The following is a 15,318-nucleotide window of genomic DNA, read 5'->3' as shown; positions in this document are numbered from 1 at the left end:
CATTAAACATTGAGCATAGTTTAATGGACTTTAACACGCTTAATCCGTCTTCAAACTTCCCGATTGCTCAACAGAATGCAGAGGTATTATTTGACAGCCGGGCCGTGGCTCCGTCTATTGCTACTCAGGCGAGAGCCCTTATCAATCCTGAGCTTTATAATATGTACTCAGCAAATGATTTACGTAAAACAATTTATTTTAGGGCTAGTGGCGCATCTTTTATTTTTAAGGGTTATTATGCAGGTGGGCCATCGGTGTTTAATGGAATTGCTACAGATGAATTATTGTTAAACAGGGCAGAATGTTTAGCCAGAGCCAATCAATCAAATGCTGCTTTAGCTGATTTGAATGGCTTATTATTTAACCGGTATAAGAAAGGAACATTTGTACCTTATCAGGATTTGAATCAAGCTGCATTGCTGAGGTTAATTAAAGCTGAGCGTAGGAAAGAACTTGCATTTAGAACTTTAAGATGGGGAGATATCAAGAGGTGGAATTTAGAGGGAGATGGCATCGTCTTGAACAGAACTGTAAATTCAGAGTTAACTTTATTGCCGCCAAATAGTTTACGTTATGCCTTACCCATTCCAGACGATGTTGTTAAAATAACGGGAATAGCACAAAACCCATAAACCTAAGCCACGCTGAATCTATGGAGGATAGAAATGCAGCGTGGCTTTTGATTTTTACTTATTCTGCATCTTTTTTATAAACGGCAGAATTTGTGATGCTGTTTGCGTTTGGAAACATATTGGTATCATGAAGATAAGTGTTCAACTCTGCTTCAGTATCAATACTTTCGTCAACCTTTAAAACACAAGGTAAATCCACACCTGATTCACAAGGAGTAGAACTAGGTGCAGAAATAGGTGTGTAACTAGCGCCATCGCGTATATCGCTAACGTTTCCCGAATCAAACTGCCAGTAGCTGTATGCTTTTTTCTCTGTTTTAGCGGTAAAAGCATTTAAGGTAATCACAAGGCCGAACCCTACAAGGGCTACAAGGCCTAAACTTAATTTTTTTAAGTTCATGGTTTTAATAATTAATGTTTAATAATTGGTTATTTGGTTTTTTGGTTGGTTGGTTCATTGGGCATTAGTGATTGGTCATTGGTGATTGAAAATTGGGATTTGGTCATTTCATTATTGGTCTTCGACTCCGCTCAGACTGACAATTTTAGAGCATCCTCAGACTGACAAACATTGCGAATACACACCGTCTTGATACTTGATACTTTATACTTGCTACTTGATACTATCTACTCCCTCAACACATATCGCTTTAATCCCTTATCGTACTTTATCAGGTATCCATCTTTTCTGAGTTTGGCGAGGTAATTTTTAATGGTGCGTGAAGAGCAGTTGAACCTGGCAGCAACTTTATCGGTTGTACTAACCTGATTATGCCTGAGCATGTAGAGCAACCGTACAATATTTTCCCTGCTGGATACAATCGACATCATGAATTTCATTGGTTAAATCAAAACTCGATGGGCAGAGTGAAATCAGGGCTTAGTTTTTCTTTAGAAGAAAATACCTTAGCGATTATGTTTTCCTTAAAAGGCTCTTCCTAATCAGGCTCATGGTTTGTTCGGTAATACCCAGATAAGAAGCAATATGCTTTTGGCTTACCTGATGGGAAATTTTAGGAAACTGGCTGCAGAGGTAAAGGTATTTTTGGGTGGCATTGCCCAGGCGATAAGCTTTCACCTGTTTGTGTAATTTAATCATGTGTTGCTCCATTACGGTTTTACCGAGTTGAATTACATCGCTTGATGCATCTTCAAGACCTCTTAAATCGTGGTAACTTAAGCTAAAAACCTTTGCATTAACTTCGCAGATGATGCCTTCCCTTCTTCTCTTTTGTTGGAAAAAACTTTTCATTAATGTAAAGAGCTGATTTTCTCCGGCAAAGCCGATGGTGGCTTCCAAACCATTATCGAGGTGGTAAATCCGAAAGAAACCGTCTACAATAAAGTGAATGTGTTTGCAGATTTCATCGGGCATGAGCAGGTGTTGCCCTTGTTGCAATTCGCGGTATTGAATGCGGCCTTGCAACTGCAGCAAATCGGCTTGAGGCAGGGTTTTAAGATAGGGATGGCTACTTAATAAAAGTTTAAAATCCATAGACATTTATTTTAATTTAATGAATGGTTAAGCATAGCAACTGCCTTTTAAATTTGGTTTAACCGTTTAAGATTAACCGCATTACACCATTACGATGTTTAAAGAATTTTTAGCACGACTAGACCAGATTTTGGAATTGCTTTTTAAGATACTCGCCGAATTAAAGCAGCGGGAACCCGAACAGGAAGAAGTATGGCTGGATAGTGCAGCGCTTAAGCAGCGGCTTAACATTAGCGACAGGACGGTTTATCGGATGCGTAAAAATGGTTTGGTGGTGGCCAGGCAGCTTTCGGGTAAATGGTACTATAAGCTGCCCGAGTTGGATATTGTTGGTTAGTACTGGCATATGATTTTATTTAGTGGATCGGAAATGTGCTAAGCTTTGGGTGTAGTGAAAAATAATTAGGATGAATAGGCGTATGATAAGGGTAAAAGCCGTTATTGCAGGGATGAAATCCTTTGGCAAATGAAGAAAAACTAAAAAATGCAAAATGCGGTGCAGTCGGCATTTATTCTCAAATAAAAACATTTACTTTGCTGCCCTTACAATGTTTGTCCATGGAACAGAAATTACATTGCGTAATCGTGGATGATGAACAGCATGCCATTGATTTATTGCGTAAATTAATAGACAAACATCCCTATTTAAAACTGCTCAAAACCTATACCGATCCCCTTCAGGCCCTTGCCGGCATTAGAAGCGGTGTAGATATTTTATTCCTGGATATCGACATGCCTGCCATGAATGGCATTGAGCTTGCCGAACTGATAAGGCAGCGGGTAAAGTTTTTGATATTTACAACCGCCCATGCCACTTATGCGGTGAAGGGCTACGAAGTATCAGCTGATCAGTTTTTGGTAAAACCCCTGGCCGAAAATGATTTTTATAAGGCCATTGCCCGTTTAAAAACTGGTGTGGAGCCGGGCACTACAACCGAAATTCCCTATGCTGATGAGGATGATTGTGTTTACATTAAGCACGAATTGAAAGGCTATATGACGCGTATTCGCCGAACTGAAATCAGCCACATCGTTACCAAAAAAGGAACCAATTTTCTGGAGTTGTTTACACCGAAACAAACTTACGAAAGCTATGCAACCATTAGTGCAATGGAATTGCAGTTTAAAAACGACCGAAGGTTTATGCGCATCAGTCGTTCAACAATTATTCGCCTTACGGCCATCTGCGCAATCAAGGGTAATACCATCACACTGGAGGATAAAATTGAAGTAATGATGGGTGATAATTACCGCAAAAACCTGATGGATTACATTCAAAATCGTTTAAGAAATGGCTGATGCCCAACAACAGGCACCAGCCGGAGCAGGCTTAAGTGGTAACCAGAATTGTAACTAAAGTTACGGATGGGTCTGTTGAAAAAGCCGGTTGTTTAGTTGCTGGTTTTTTGAATACAAAAACTGTTTTTGCAGTCAATTTATGGGTTGTTTTCTTCATGATAAACCGAACTTAAACAGGAAGGCAGAAAACAAAAAAAATATAGGATGAAGCGTAATATTAGGTAGATGAGCAGGTGGATTGTCAGGATGAAATTTGTGATTGGATGGCTTAAAAAGCATAAGCCTCATTTTATTGGGTGGGGTATTTTAATTGGTATAGAGGTATTGGTTGCCTGGAAACTGGAGGTTAAAATCGCCTCGCCATTTTCAGTAATGACGCTTTACGCCATTAACATTTGCTTTTTCTACCTTTTTGCGGGTTGGCTACTTGAACGGCATTATAATCGATTTTCTAAATTTAACTGGCGTTTGAGTTTAGCTATTATAATTTGCTGTGTGATTTTTACCACGATAAAAGTTCTGCTTGATGGCTTAATTACAAACGAAGTTAGTTTAGCCACCGTTCAATCTGGTCATTTCCTAAAACAAGCGACCATACACATCTATCGGTATATTGAGTTTGTTGTATTGGCATCAGCTTATTTTTATGCATTGAAATATGTGCAGGAAAAAAATGATCGATACGCAATGCTCGAAGCAGATTTTAGGCTACAGCTTAAAAAAAATAAAAGTAAGGCAGAAACAGAAGCTTTGTTTTTTAACCGGTGGCGCAAACAGTTTGATCCACATCTGGTTTTTTCTACCCTAAATTATTATCATACCGGTATCGAACTAAAACAGCCATTAAATGCAGAAGCGCTGGTTCATTTATCAGCGATGCTCCGCTATAATTTGCGCTCAGAAATGCTTGCAAAAGAGGTACTATTGAGTGAAGAAATTAAACAACTAAGGATAGTGATGGCTTTGCGTGCGGCCACGGAGAAATTTACTTTTGATATTGAAGTTAAAAACGAGGAACAACTGCATCAGGTATCCATTTGCCCCATGTTTTTGACACCGCTTGCCAACACCATTGTAAGTTTGCAGGGCCATTGTCAGGCATCTTTAAGCATCAATATTCAATCCGATAAAATTGATATGGTATTCAACAATTTAGCAGCCTCAATTGCTGAAAACCGACTGGAGGAAGACCTGCAGCCATTCAAAAATCAGCTACTGGATTTTTACGCCGGTAAAGCCAATTGGGCGCTTGTAGAAAAGGCCGGTTTTTGTACGCTTCAGATTGCTGTAAATCTTTAAAAATTTTAATGCCGCTTCGGGGGTGCTTTATTGCACCTTGTAGGGACCTTGTTCGAGACTTCTTCGAAAAACAGGTACTTTTTTCGAACAAGCTTCGAAGGAGCTCCGAACAAAGTGCATCCTTTTTATAAATTTTTCTATAGTTGTCACTTGTTGCGGAACCAGGCTTTCACACAGCCACCACTTTCTTATAAATTTTGAGTTTTTTGTTAGATTTTTTCTTGAGAACGACCGGCCAAATCCAGCCAAATTCTGCCAAATCCAGCCACAACCCTCTAAAAATTAGGAAGATGTGTTTTTAGCCTCTACATTCGTTTCATAATGCTGCGCAGCGTTTTTAACAAATTAATTTTTTTCACCATTTAAGATTTAAAATTATGGCAACGTACAAGAAAGGAATACTTGGCGTATTCTCTGGTAAAGTTGGAACAGTGATTGGCAGCACCTGGAAAGGTGTGGATTACATGCGCAGCTTACCAAAATCATCAACCAAAACGCCTACACAGGCACAATTAGATCAACGCATCAGGTTTGCACTGGTAAATGCATTCATTAAACCGATTGCGCCTTTGATTAGACTGGGTTACCAATCTACATCCGGCAATGTAACCCCGCTAAATGCAGCAATTGCATATCACCTTAAAGAATCGGTTACAGGCATAAGTCCCGACTTTGCCATCGACTACAGCAAGGTGCTATTTAGCAGGGGCGAATTACTTGGACCATGGTTACCAGTGGCGACACCCGATGCAAGGCAGCAGTTAACTATAAATTGGGAAGATAATTCGACTTCAAGCTTTGCCAATGCAACCGATATGGCAACGATATTGATTTACAACCCCGTAACAAAAGAGTATATGTATGCCGATCAGGTAGCTGCAAGGAGTTCACTAATGGCATCGATGCGTGTCCCGGCAAATTTTGTTGGCACGGCTGTACATGCCTGGATGGCATTTTTTGCTGCCAATGGCAGTATTGTATCAACCAGTATTTACTTAGGCGAAATCACTATTCTTTAACCCTGATTATGCTGCCCCAATTGCTTTAATGGCTGGCGGGGCAGCAAATCTTAAATCAAATAAATTATGGCAATCTTAAAAAATGGCCTGTTCGGAGGCTTTACCGGTAAAGTAGGCAATATAGTTGGGTATAAGAGAAAAGGGAAATTCTACATAAAAGCGGCTCCCCGCCCACGTAAAAACGCACCCACACCTATGCAATTAATTCAAAGAGAGAAGTTCGCATTAGCGAATCAATTTTTAAAAATGATACGTCCGCTGGTTAGAATTGGATTTGGTGGCGATGATGAAACAAGACACAAATGGTGGGCAATTGCTGTAGCTAATTGCTTGAAGAATGTTGTGCAGGACAGCTCCTCTGCTTTGGAAATAGATTATGAAAACATCTGTTTCAGTAAAGGAAAATTGGGAAAGCCCATTGTAAAAAACATACAACCGGTAGAAGGCCAGCACTTAACCTTAAACTGGTTTGTGGATGACAGTTATGAGGATTGCCGACCTGATGAGCAGCTGGTTCTATTAATCTGCAATCCTGAAATGGGGCAAGCCATGTACAATCTCGACGTAGCTAAAAGAATAGATGGTCAGGCTGCATTCAGTTTGCCTTTACATTTTAAGGATACTGAGGTTTATGTTCATGCAGCTTTTTTTGCTGTTGATGAAAGTGCAGTATCTGATAGCACATTCATTGGCCTAATTAAAATCATTTAAAAATTTCATTAACGGCGCATAAATGCGGTCATTATTTAACAAGATTATGAAAACACTAACATTTAGAAAAAACTTAATACCCCTGAATTATCAATGGATGGAAAAACTATTAACAGCGATTAGCCTTTTGCTGAGTTGGTTAACACTCCCCAATCTTTTACAACATTTGCAACCAACCACCGGCCTCATCGACTCCGGAATCTGGCAGTTGCTCCTGCTTGCACTTATATGTTTTACAAGCATTGTATCTGGCTGCTGGTGGCTGCTTAAAAGATTTTGGGACAGGCTTGGCTTAGTCGGTTTAACAGAAATGATTTTTCACTTTAACACTTTACAAACATGGCAAAAATTGGGATTTTACTGGGCATCGTTTGCCTTGTTATTATTGACTGCAGTGGGCTGTTTGGCCGCTTTACTATAGGTCGTTCAGGTTTAATTGGCCGGGGTACAGAAGTAGTGGCAGCCCAAAAACCTTTAGCTTTATCTTCAAAAAATGCAGCGCAATTTGCCAGTCAGGCTAAAGTTTTGTCTGTAGCAACGGAAGAAATTGGTGTAAGGGAATTAACAGGTAAAAATGATGGGTTAAGAGTAGAACAATACCTTGCTTACACGGGATTAGGCAAAGGCAACCCCTGGTGCGCGGCCTTTGTGAGTTGGGTATATAATAAATCCGGTTACAGTAAACCACGCACGGCCTGGTCACCTGCTTTATTCCCTGCTCAAAGGATAACTGCTAAACCGCAGCCTGCAGATGTATTAGGCATATATTTTCCCACACTGAAAAGAATTGCACATTGCGGAATTGTAGAACGTTGCATTGGCGATTGGGTGGTTTCTATTGAAGGCAATACAAATGTAAGTGGCAGCAGAGAAGGTGATGGTGTGTACCGGAAATGGCGACACCAAAAAACGATACATACTTATGCACGGTGGTTGGATAAAATTAAGTAGAGGTTTTGGAGTGATTTAAATGCCTGCGTTCCAACCTCCCAGATTTTAATGGCTCTTTGATAAATGACAAAAAACCACCCCGCCTTACAGGCTCCCCTCCTTGAAAATAAGGAGGGGAGTTTGCCCCTCAAAGTTTGAATCCTCCCCCTGCCCCCTCCAAAGGGGGATAGCGAGGCGTACAAAAACCCCATTTCAAATGAAGGTCCTTCGACTACGCTCAGGATGACAATCAAATGGGAACTGGTTCGGCACTTTGCATTTGGCATAGCAGATTTTGGAAGCAGAAAGCAAGAGAATACATGCATAAACTTCAACTAACTTAATGCCCGAGGAGATTTGCAGCCGCAGCGGAACTGTGCGAAAGGTTGGCCTCAAATATCCGCTAATGGTATTCGCTTAGCTTTATGCGACAAAGGATGCAAGCCTTGATTTTTTGCTTCTTTGTTATCAAGAACAAAGAAGGAGCCCTTCGGCGGCGATGAGCCGAAAAGATGCGGTAGAAAGTGGTGTTGAATAAATAAAGATTGCTTCAGCTCGCTCACCTCCAGCTTCGCAATGACGGAATTGGGGAATGGGTTCGGCACTTTGCTATCTGGCATAGGAGCTGTTGGAAAGAGAAGCAGTTGAAAATTTTGCGGGCACTTTGATAACGCAAAGACCAAAACAGCGGTCAGTCCAATTTTTCATTGGACCTAATCCGCTGTTGCCATAGAATTTTCGAGTGGCTTATCCGACAACAGATCCAAGCCTTGATGTTATACCTTTTTTGTTGTTTTTTTATTAGTAGGTATGCTTTCGCTGCGCTCAGGTTGGCTACCTTTTTATCAAGAAACCTGCGGAGCAAGCTTGAAGACCAAAGAAACTTACAACAAAAACTGAAAAAAGGTAGGAGCCCCTCGGCGCTGCATGTCCCGACGCTTCGGGAGCGGTGAGCAGAGGCAAGGCTTGAAGAGGAAATTACTAAGAGCTGCTGAAATAAATTCAGCATGACGTACTTGCTTGAGTTTAAACTTTAATTATATTTGAACTGATGAAAAGAAATCTTCACATCTCGCCTCCAACTCCATAATTACCCCTTTGCGTAACTATGGCTCGCTAAAGGAACAAGCCGTGTTTTCTGTGCTGCCTGAAATTCTAAAATTCATTTACAATTAAAATATAAGATCATTCTGATGAAAAGATCATATCTATTATTGCATGTTGCAATAATATTAGCCGGCTTTACAGGTGTTTTCGGCAAACTTATTTCCTTAAACGAAGGCCTTTTGGTTTGGTACCGCGTTTTATTTTCGGCCATTATTTTATTTATCGTACTTAAACTTTCGGGCAGGCCATTAAAAGAAAGCTTTCGAGATAAAGTTAACATTGGTAAAATCGGCCTCTTCATTACCATCCATTGGGTATTCTTTTATGCCAGTATCAAATATTCGAATATATCGATTGGTGTAGTTTGTTATTGCCTAACCAGTTTATTTACCGCATTATTTGAGCCTATTGTAAACAAGAAAAGGTTTTCCATCAGGCAGCTGCTGCTGAGTATGCTCACCCTGATTGGCATTAGCTTAATCTTCCATTTTGATGCCTCTTATCAGCAAGGGATAATTTTAGGGGTAATTTCTTCTGCCTTTGCGGCATTATATACGGTGTATAACGAGAGGCTGGTGCAGCATTATGAAAGCATTAACATTAATTATTACCAGATGCTGGGCGGAACAATTGGTTTGGGTTTACTGCTGCCCTTTTACCTCTATTATTTTCCGGTAAACAGTTTGTTGCCCAATACTACAGACCTAGTTTACCTGCTGTTGCTTGCTGCATTTTGTACGGTTGCGCTGTATGTTTTATTTGCCGAATCGCTGAAAAGCATCCCTGCATTTACGGTTAATTTAAGTTTTAACCTCGAGCCAATTTACGCCATTATACTGGCTTTCCTGTTTTTTAATGAGGGCAAGGAAGTAAATGCGGCTTTTTACGTGGGCTGTGGTTTTGTGATGTCTTCGGTGGTTTTGCAAAGTATATTATCGGCCAGGACTAAAATTGCATAAAGCCTGTCAGCTTTTTATATCTTTAAGAAATACAGTCAATAGGAATAAAATTTAATTTATATGCATGTTTTAAAATCTGCCTTTGCCTTAATAATATCCCTTACTTGCGCCAGCGCATATGCCCAAGTAAATCAGGATGGCCCTTACATCCATCGCGATGGACAAAGGATTATCTCAAAATACATCTTAAATAATACGGTTAAAACGGATACCTTGAAACCATCAGAACCAATAATGGTTAGGTTTGCCGAAAAACCACAGTGGGATTTCAGCTTTAAGCTTCAGCAAAACATCGGCATCCCTGCGGCAGAATATAAGGCGGTTAACAAGCTTTTAGTCTTGTCAGACATTGAGGGTGAGTTTGAAGCTTTTAGAACTTTAATGATTGCCAACAAAGTAATGGATGAACAGTACAACTGGATTTTTGGAAAAGGGCATTTAGTGATTTGCGGTGATTTATTCGACAGGGGAAAAGAGGTAATGCCTTACATCTGGCTGCTCTATAAACTGGAGCAGGATGCCATTAAGAAAGGGGGCTTTGTGCATGTGCTTTTGGGCAACCACGATGTGATGAATATGGAAGGAGATTTACGCTACCAGGCGCCAAAATATCAGACTTCGGTTAAACTGATGGGGCTTGATTATGGTACTTTGATAGCTGCCGATACGGAATTGGGTAAATGGCTAAGAAGCAAAAATGCAGTGGAGAAGATTGGAGATAGAATTTTCTTACATGGAGGCATTTCGCCGGAGATTAACGCACAGCAACTTAGCCTTAATGAATTAAATCAAAAATGCCGGTTGTATTATGGTGTTCCGACAAAAGCACTTAACAAGGAAGGAACGCTATTATTTAAAAGCAGCGGACCTTTTTGGTACAGGGGCTATTTTGGAAAAGAGCAGGTTAGCGTGAACACCGTTGACAGTACACTTTCAAAATTTAAGGTGAAGCAAATTGTTGTCGGCCATACCATTACCGAACAAAACATTTCAGGTTATTATGGGGGCAAGGTAATCGGTATTGATGTAAACCAGCACAAGGCTAACCATAAAGCTGTATTATTTATTGGCAAGCAAGCTTTTGTGGTTGATGATAAGGGCAAGCAAGAGGCTTTGGGCTTATCCACAGAGTAAGTGGAGCTTTAAATTTGTGAAACCAAAACAGCCAGTAGTAAATCCTACTGGCTGTTGTTTGTAGCCCCGAGCAGAATCGAACTGCTATCTAAAGTTTAGGAAACTTCTATTCTATCCGTTGAACTACGGGGCCATTATATTACAAAGATTTTAAAAATTCTTTACCTTTCCCAGACTTGTAATACTTTTCTTTATCCCTTGCAGCAATTCTGCCTGTAACCTGCTCTGTATAAATTAAAACCCAAGGCTTATATCCCTTTGTAGACTTTGTTTTACCAGCATTATGCTCATGTAACCGCTTTTCTACATCCGATGAAAAGCCAACATATATTCGCCCATCTATTTCACTCTTTATTGCATAAACATAAAAAATATCCATATCTAAAGTTTAGGAAACTTCCCTGCCTGCCGCAGGTAGGTATTCCCTACCAAAGATAGGCAAGTATCCGTTGAACTACGGGGCCAAGCCGATTTACGATTTTAGATTTACGATTTTAGATTTTGGGAGCTAAAATCGTAAATCTAAAATTCTTTAGCGTACTACGCTACCTTCCTGAAATTGCTCGGCAGGTGCGACAAAAGTAAGTTTTCCATCTGAATTTTCAGCCATTAAAATCATGCCTTGTGATAAAATTCCTTTGATTTCTCTTGGGGCCAAGTTCACAATCATGCTTACCTGTTTGCCAACGATATCTTCAGGTTTATAATATTCGGCAATGCCTGATACGACCGTACGCTCATCAATGCCAGTATTTACGGTAAGCTTCAAAAGCTTTTTAGTTTTCTCTACCTTTTGGGCAGCGATGATGGTGGCTACACGGATATCCATTTTAGAGAAATCATCAAACTGGATGTTTTCTTTTGCTGGTAGAGCTTGTGCCGGTGCAGCGTTTGCCGTTTTGCTTTGGTTTAATTTTTCAATCTGGAAATCGATTGCAGCATCTTCAATTTTTTCGAATAAAAGTACAGCCTCGCTGATGGTATGTCCGCGTTTAATTAAAGTTGTAGTTCCTGCTTCTGCCCATTCCTGGCGCCCGTTATTTAACATTTTCATCAGCTTTTCGGCTGTGAAAGGCATAAATGGTTCAATTAAAATCTGCAGGTTTGCACAAATCTGTAGGGAGATATTTAGAATGGTACGCACCCTGTCTTCATCTGTCTTAATCAGTTTCCAGGGTTCAGTTTCGGCCAGGTATTTATTACCCAGGCGAGCTACATTCATTACTTCTGATAATGCCTCTCTAAAACGATAGTTTTCGATAGATGCAGATATCTTCGCCGGGAAGGTCGCCAATTCATCGATTACGGCCTGGTCTTGCTCTGTTACCTGCATTAAGGTTGGCACAATACCATTGAAATATTTATGCGTAAGTACCGTAACCCGGTTTACAAAGTTGCCTAAAACTGCTACCAGTTCGTTGTTATTTCTGGCCTGAAAATCTTTCCAGGTAAAATCATTATCCTTGGTTTCTGGAGCTGTTGCGGTTAATACATAACGCAAAACATCTTGCTTGCCTTCAAATTCTCTTAAATATTCGTTTAACCATACGGCCCAGTTTTTTGAAGTAGAGATTTTTTGCCCTTCAAGGTTTAAAAACTCATTCGCAGGTACATTATCGGCTAAGGTATATTCGCCATGCGCCATTAACATTGCCGGGAAAATGATGCAGTGGAATACGATATTATCCTTACCGATAAAGTGAACCAGTTTAGTTTCATCGCTTTTCCAGTATTCTTCCCATCCGCATTTATCGCTTTCGTAATTGTTAATGTAATATTCTTCAGCCTTTGGATTCCAGACATCGAGCTTTGCGTAATTACAAAGTTCTTTAGTGGCCGAGATGTAACCGATTGGCGCATCGAACCATACATATAAAACCTTGCCTTCGGCACCACGAACCGGAACACGGATGCCCCAGTCTAAATCGCGGGTCATGGCACGGGGGTGTAAGCCTGCGTTTAACCAGCTTTGGCATTGGCCATACACATTTGGTCGCCATTCTTTATGGCTTTCGATGTATTCCCTTAAGCGGCCTTCGTATTTATCAAGCGGCAGGAACCAGTTTTTGGTTTCCCTTAAAACAGGTTTATCGCCCGAAAGGGTAGATTTTGGGTTAATTAAATCGGTTGCATTAAGCGTTGTTCCGCAGTTTTCGCATTGGTCGCCATATGCATTTTCGTTTCCACAGTTAGGGCAAGTACCGGTAATGTACCTATCGGCTAAAAACTGCTTAGCAGTTTCATCATAATATTGCTCGGTTACTTCTTCAGTAAATACCCCTTTATCGTAAAGGGTTTCAAAGAAATCGGCCGCTGTTTGGTGGTGTGTTAAAGACGAGGTACGGTGGTAAATATCAAAGGAAACCCCAAATTCTTTAAAGGAATCGCCGATAATTTTATGGTATTTATCTACTACTTCCTGTGGGGTAATGCCTTCTCTTTTAGCTTTTAGCGTAATTGGCACACCATTTTCATCAGAACCGCAAACAAACTTTACATCTCTTTTATTAGCACGCAGGTATCTTGCATAAATATCAGCCGGAATGTAAACCCCCGCTAAGTGGCCTATATGAACGGGTCCGTTGGTGTAAGGGAGTGCCGCCGTAACCGTATATCTTTTTATTTTATTATTATCCAAAACAAATTATTTATTTTGGCAAAGATAAGTGTTTTGAACATGATAAAGCAGCCCCCATATTTAAAAAAAGGTGATAAGATTGCCATTGTTTGTCCGGCGAAGAAATTGCCAAAACCAATAGACTATGCCATAGCTGTATTGCGCAGTTGGGGCCTCGAAGTGGTCATTGGTAAGAGTGTTTATGCAACATCGAACCAGTTTGCCGGAACGGATGAATTACGTGCCGCCGATATACAGCAATTTCTGGATGATACAGAGATTAAAGCGATAATTGCAGGCAGAGGTGGTTACGGCACCATTCGAATTATTGATGAACTGGATTTTACCCGTTTTGAGGAAAGCCCGAAGTGGATAATCGGGTTTAGCGACATTACCGTTCTGCTTTCGCATCTTTTTACGCAACAGCAAGTACAATCGATGCACGCACAAATGCCCTATACATTTGATGAGGCCACGCCAGAATCTCTGCTTTCTTTAAAAAAGGCGATGTTTGGTGAGGCGCAATCTTACGAATACGACAGTACCTATCCGAACAAAGCGGGCACTTGTACCGGTACTTTAATCGGCGGGAACCTGACCTTACTTTGCATGTTACAAAGTTCGGTTTCGGAAATGGATTATGATGGGAAAATATTATTTCTGGAAGATGTTGGGGAGTATGAGTTTTCGATAGACAGGATGCTGAGAATGCTTAAAAGAGCAGGTAAACTGGCTAAGCTTAAAGGCTTGATTATTGGTGCCTTTAACGAAATTGAGGAGGAGAAAATTCCTTTCGGACAATCAGCCGATGAGGTTATCTGGGATATTGTGAAGGATTATGATTATCCGGTTTGTTTTAATTTCCCTACCGGGCATATTGATGATAACCTAACGATGGTTTTGGGGGCTGAAGTACGTTTAAAAATAGAAACAAATCACGTAGAATTTAAATATATATAACATGGCAATTTTAGATAATTTAGGAAAGTACCGCAACACGGGTTTATTGTTACTGAGAATAGGGATTGGGATAATGTTTATTATTCATGGTTTTCCAAAGCTTGCCGGTGGGCCTCAAGGATGGGAAGGCTTAGGTGGCAGTATGAAGGTTATTGGTGTTGATTTCTTCCCTGTATTTTGGGGTTTGATGGCAGCGGTTGCTGAAACCTTTGGTGGCTTTCTATTGGTGGTTGGGCTGTTTTACCGCCCCGCTTGTATGCTACTGGTGTTTACGATGATTATTGCGGCATTGGTTCATTTTGCCAAGGGCGATGGTTTACAGGGAGCGAGCCATGCAATAGAATTGGGCATTGTATTTTTTAGCCTGATCTTTATCGGCCCAGGTAAATATAGTGTGGATAAGAAGTAGTTAAAATTTTGATGGTTTGCCATATATATTTAAATTTAGATATATAAATTAATAAGATGAAAAAGACCATTTTTTTAGCATCGATTTTGAGCCTAACGTTATATGGCGCTCAGGCTCAATTTACCATTTCACAAGATATAGTTGGTACACCTGTAGGGACAAAGCCCGAAAAAACATTTATTGGTAGCGAATACCTGTATAAGGATTTTGTTAAGGGCCATGTTTTGCAGGCAGATAGCACCTATTATAATAACATGGAGCTTAACTATAATGTATTCACTGATAAGTTAATTTTCTTAAAAAATGGTCAGGAGATGGATTTTAAATTTCCGGTAAGGGAGTTTCAGATCATTAAATCTACCAGCCCTGCTCAACTAGATATTTTTAGAAATGGGTTTCCTGCTTTTGGCAGTTATACGGACAAAAGTTATTATATGGTGTTGAATAGCGGGAAAGTTTTGGCCTTAAAAAAGCCTGTTAAATCTATTGTGGAGAATACGCCATACGGCGCTGCTAAAGTGCAGAAAACGGTTGTGAATGGTGAGCAGTATTTTCTTTTAAAGGACGGTAAAATCGAGAAGATTAAAAAAGATAAGAAGGATTTGCTGAATGCCTTATCAGATAAAAAGGACGCATTAACCGAGTTTATTAAAGACAAGAAACTTAGTTTCAAAAGTGATGATGATGTTAAAGCATTACTTGATTATTATAATTCTTTAACTGGTTCTTAGCAGGAGTATTAGCTAT

20 protein-coding genes and 1 tRNA gene are annotated in these 15,318 nt (G+C 40.2%); 13 read left to right on the top strand and 8 right to left on the bottom strand.

The genetic code is table 11. From position 1 onward, the window contains the following. On the top strand, positions 1-632 hold a 632-nt coding region (locus R2Q16_RS06030; protein ID WP_316735769.1), incomplete at its 5' end, for a RagB/SusD family nutrient uptake outer membrane protein. Positions 633-690: 58 nt separating this feature from the next. Here R2Q16_RS06030 and R2Q16_RS06025 read toward each other — a convergent pair. From R2Q16_RS06025 to R2Q16_RS06015, 3 genes are all read right to left on the bottom strand, one after another. After that, positions 691-1,032 carry a hypothetical protein gene (locus tag R2Q16_RS06025; RefSeq protein WP_316735767.1) on the bottom strand — a complete coding sequence of 114 codons (342 nt, stop codon included), beginning with the start codon at positions 1,030-1,032 and terminating at the stop codon, positions 691-693. Positions 1,033-1,259: 227 nt separating this feature from the next. Next, a complete protein-coding gene (locus tag R2Q16_RS06020) occupies positions 1,260-1,463 on the bottom strand; it encodes an HTH domain-containing protein (protein ID WP_316735765.1) in 204 nt (67 codons plus the stop codon). 82 nt (positions 1,464-1,545) lie between these two features. Next, positions 1,546-2,127 carry a Crp/Fnr family transcriptional regulator gene (locus R2Q16_RS06015; protein WP_316735764.1) on the bottom strand — a complete coding sequence of 194 codons (582 nt, stop codon included), beginning with the start codon at positions 2,125-2,127 and terminating at the stop codon, positions 1,546-1,548. Between the two features lie 94 nt (positions 2,128-2,221). Between R2Q16_RS06015 and R2Q16_RS06010 the strand changes: the two genes are divergently transcribed. Both R2Q16_RS06010 and R2Q16_RS06005 read left to right on the top strand, forming a co-directional pair. Continuing rightward, on the top strand, positions 2,222-2,464 hold the full coding sequence (locus R2Q16_RS06010) for a helix-turn-helix domain-containing protein (RefSeq protein ID WP_316735763.1): 243 nt from the start codon (positions 2,222-2,224) through the stop codon (positions 2,462-2,464). A 221-nt stretch (positions 2,465-2,685) separates the two neighbouring features. Further along, positions 2,686-3,426, top strand: a complete 741-nt coding sequence (locus tag R2Q16_RS06005; protein WP_316735761.1) for a response regulator transcription factor — start codon at positions 2,686-2,688, stop codon at positions 3,424-3,426. A 31-nt stretch (positions 3,427-3,457) separates the two neighbouring features. Here R2Q16_RS06005 and R2Q16_RS06000 read toward each other — a convergent pair whose 3' ends face one another. Further along, positions 3,458-3,583, bottom strand: a complete 126-nt coding sequence (locus R2Q16_RS06000) for a hypothetical protein (RefSeq protein WP_316735760.1) — start codon at positions 3,581-3,583, stop codon at positions 3,458-3,460. Positions 3,584-3,651: 68 nt separating this feature from the next. Here R2Q16_RS06000 and R2Q16_RS05995 point away from each other — a divergent pair, with 68 nt between their 5' ends. The 5 genes from R2Q16_RS05995 (at position 3,652) to R2Q16_RS05975 (ending at position 7,406) form a co-directional block, all read left to right on the top strand. Further along, positions 3,652-4,725 carry a histidine kinase gene (locus R2Q16_RS05995; RefSeq protein ID WP_316735758.1) on the top strand — a complete coding sequence of 358 codons (1,074 nt, stop codon included), beginning with the start codon at positions 3,652-3,654 and terminating at the stop codon, positions 4,723-4,725. A gap of 377 nt (positions 4,726-5,102) precedes the next feature. Beyond that, positions 5,103-5,744 carry a DUF6266 family protein gene (locus R2Q16_RS05990; protein ID WP_316735757.1) on the top strand — a complete coding sequence of 214 codons (642 nt, stop codon included), beginning with the start codon at positions 5,103-5,105 and terminating at the stop codon, positions 5,742-5,744. Positions 5,745-5,810: 66 nt separating this feature from the next. Beyond that, positions 5,811-6,455 carry a DUF6266 family protein gene (locus R2Q16_RS05985; protein ID WP_316735756.1) on the top strand — a complete coding sequence of 215 codons (645 nt, stop codon included), beginning with the start codon at positions 5,811-5,813 and terminating at the stop codon, positions 6,453-6,455. Between the two features lie 97 nt (positions 6,456-6,552). Further along, positions 6,553-6,876 (top strand): hypothetical protein, encoded by a 324-nt coding sequence (locus R2Q16_RS05980; protein WP_316735755.1) that lies wholly within the window; start codon positions 6,553-6,555, stop codon positions 6,874-6,876. Next, positions 6,795-7,406 (top strand): peptidoglycan-binding protein, encoded by a 612-nt coding sequence (locus R2Q16_RS05975; protein WP_316735753.1) that lies wholly within the window; start codon positions 6,795-6,797, stop codon positions 7,404-7,406. Before R2Q16_RS05980 ends, R2Q16_RS05975 begins: the two co-directional genes overlap by 82 nt. Before the next feature lie 371 nt (positions 7,407-7,777). Here the strand turns inward: R2Q16_RS05975 and R2Q16_RS05970 are convergent, their stop codons facing one another. Beyond that, positions 7,778-8,005 (bottom strand): hypothetical protein, encoded by a 228-nt coding sequence (locus tag R2Q16_RS05970; RefSeq protein WP_316735751.1) that lies wholly within the window; start codon positions 8,003-8,005, stop codon positions 7,778-7,780. Between the two features lie 573 nt (positions 8,006-8,578). Here R2Q16_RS05970 and R2Q16_RS05965 point away from each other — a divergent pair. Continuing rightward, entirely contained in the window at positions 8,579-9,451 is an 873-nt protein-coding gene (locus R2Q16_RS05965; protein ID WP_316735750.1) for a DMT family transporter, read from the top strand. Positions 9,452-9,511: 60 nt separating this feature from the next. Beyond that, a complete protein-coding gene (locus R2Q16_RS05960) occupies positions 9,512-10,585 on the top strand; it encodes a metallophosphoesterase (RefSeq protein ID WP_316735749.1) in 1,074 nt (357 codons plus the stop codon). A gap of 61 nt (positions 10,586-10,646) precedes the next feature. On the opposite strand, the gene R2Q16_RS05955 is transcribed toward R2Q16_RS05960, so the two are convergent. From R2Q16_RS05955 to metG, 3 genes are all read right to left on the bottom strand, one after another. After that, positions 10,647-10,718, bottom strand: a tRNA-Arg gene (locus R2Q16_RS05955). Between the two features lie 6 nt (positions 10,719-10,724). Continuing rightward, entirely contained in the window at positions 10,725-10,964 is a 240-nt protein-coding gene (locus R2Q16_RS05950; RefSeq protein ID WP_316735748.1) for a GIY-YIG nuclease family protein, read from the bottom strand. A 153-nt stretch (positions 10,965-11,117) separates the two neighbouring features. Then, a complete protein-coding gene (gene metG / locus R2Q16_RS05945) occupies positions 11,118-13,223 on the bottom strand; it encodes a methionine--tRNA ligase (protein WP_316735746.1) in 2,106 nt (701 codons plus the stop codon). Positions 13,224-13,262: 39 nt separating this feature from the next. Here metG and R2Q16_RS05940 point away from each other — a divergent pair, with 39 nt between their 5' ends. From R2Q16_RS05940 to R2Q16_RS05930, 3 genes are read left to right on the top strand one after another with little or no spacing between them, the layout of a single operon-like run. After that, the gene (locus tag R2Q16_RS05940; RefSeq protein WP_316735745.1) at positions 13,263-14,162 is read left to right on the top strand and encodes an LD-carboxypeptidase; all 900 of its coding nucleotides are present in this window, start codon (positions 13,263-13,265) and stop codon (positions 14,160-14,162) included. Between the two features lies 1 nt (position 14,163). Beyond that, entirely contained in the window at positions 14,164-14,571 is a 408-nt protein-coding gene (locus R2Q16_RS05935) for a DoxX family protein (RefSeq protein ID WP_316735743.1), read from the top strand. A 56-nt stretch (positions 14,572-14,627) separates the two neighbouring features. Continuing rightward, positions 14,628-15,302 carry a hypothetical protein gene (locus R2Q16_RS05930; RefSeq protein ID WP_316735741.1) on the top strand — a complete coding sequence of 225 codons (675 nt, stop codon included), beginning with the start codon at positions 14,628-14,630 and terminating at the stop codon, positions 15,300-15,302. Positions 15,303-15,318 lie beyond the last annotated feature (16 nt).

The organism is Pedobacter aquatilis (assembly GCF_032678425.1).
Lineage (GTDB): Bacteria > Bacteroidota > Bacteroidia > Sphingobacteriales > Sphingobacteriaceae > Pedobacter > Pedobacter aquatilis_B.
Note: the sequence above shows the minus strand (reverse complement) of the source record. Positions and strands in the feature narration are given on the sequence as shown.

Coding starts and splice junctions, on each gene's coding strand:
- R2Q16_RS05950 (WP_316735748.1), bottom strand. CDS start 10,964: ATGGATATTTTTTATGTTTATGCAATAAAGAGTGAAATAGATGGGCGA.
- R2Q16_RS05935 (WP_316735743.1), top strand. CDS start 14,164: ATGGCAATTTTAGATAATTTAGGAAAGTACCGCAACACGGGTTTATTG.
- R2Q16_RS06005 (WP_316735761.1), top strand. CDS start 2,686: ATGGAACAGAAATTACATTGCGTAATCGTGGATGATGAACAGCATGCC.
- R2Q16_RS06000 (WP_316735760.1), bottom strand. CDS start 3,583: ATGAAGAAAACAACCCATAAATTGACTGCAAAAACAGTTTTTGTATTC.
- R2Q16_RS05990 (WP_316735757.1), top strand. CDS start 5,103: ATGGCAACGTACAAGAAAGGAATACTTGGCGTATTCTCTGGTAAAGTT.
- R2Q16_RS05980 (WP_316735755.1), top strand. CDS start 6,553: ATGGAAAAACTATTAACAGCGATTAGCCTTTTGCTGAGTTGGTTAACA.
- R2Q16_RS05985 (WP_316735756.1), top strand. CDS start 5,811: ATGGCAATCTTAAAAAATGGCCTGTTCGGAGGCTTTACCGGTAAAGTA.
- R2Q16_RS06025 (WP_316735767.1), bottom strand. CDS start 1,032: ATGAACTTAAAAAAATTAAGTTTAGGCCTTGTAGCCCTTGTAGGGTTC.
- R2Q16_RS05930 (WP_316735741.1), top strand. CDS start 14,628: ATGAAAAAGACCATTTTTTTAGCATCGATTTTGAGCCTAACGTTATAT.
- R2Q16_RS05965 (WP_316735750.1), top strand. CDS start 8,579: ATGAAAAGATCATATCTATTATTGCATGTTGCAATAATATTAGCCGGC.
- R2Q16_RS05975 (WP_316735753.1), top strand. CDS start 6,795: ATGGCAAAAATTGGGATTTTACTGGGCATCGTTTGCCTTGTTATTATT.
- R2Q16_RS05970 (WP_316735751.1), bottom strand. CDS start 8,005: ATGCCAGATAGCAAAGTGCCGAACCCATTCCCCAATTCCGTCATTGCG.
- R2Q16_RS05995 (WP_316735758.1), top strand. CDS start 3,652: ATGAGCAGGTGGATTGTCAGGATGAAATTTGTGATTGGATGGCTTAAA.
- R2Q16_RS05940 (WP_316735745.1), top strand. CDS start 13,263: ATGATAAAGCAGCCCCCATATTTAAAAAAAGGTGATAAGATTGCCATT.
- R2Q16_RS06020 (WP_316735765.1), bottom strand. CDS start 1,463: ATGATGTCGATTGTATCCAGCAGGGAAAATATTGTACGGTTGCTCTAC.
- R2Q16_RS06015 (WP_316735764.1), bottom strand. CDS start 2,127: ATGGATTTTAAACTTTTATTAAGTAGCCATCCCTATCTTAAAACCCTG.
- R2Q16_RS05960 (WP_316735749.1), top strand. CDS start 9,512: ATGCATGTTTTAAAATCTGCCTTTGCCTTAATAATATCCCTTACTTGC.
- R2Q16_RS06010 (WP_316735763.1), top strand. CDS start 2,222: ATGTTTAAAGAATTTTTAGCACGACTAGACCAGATTTTGGAATTGCTT.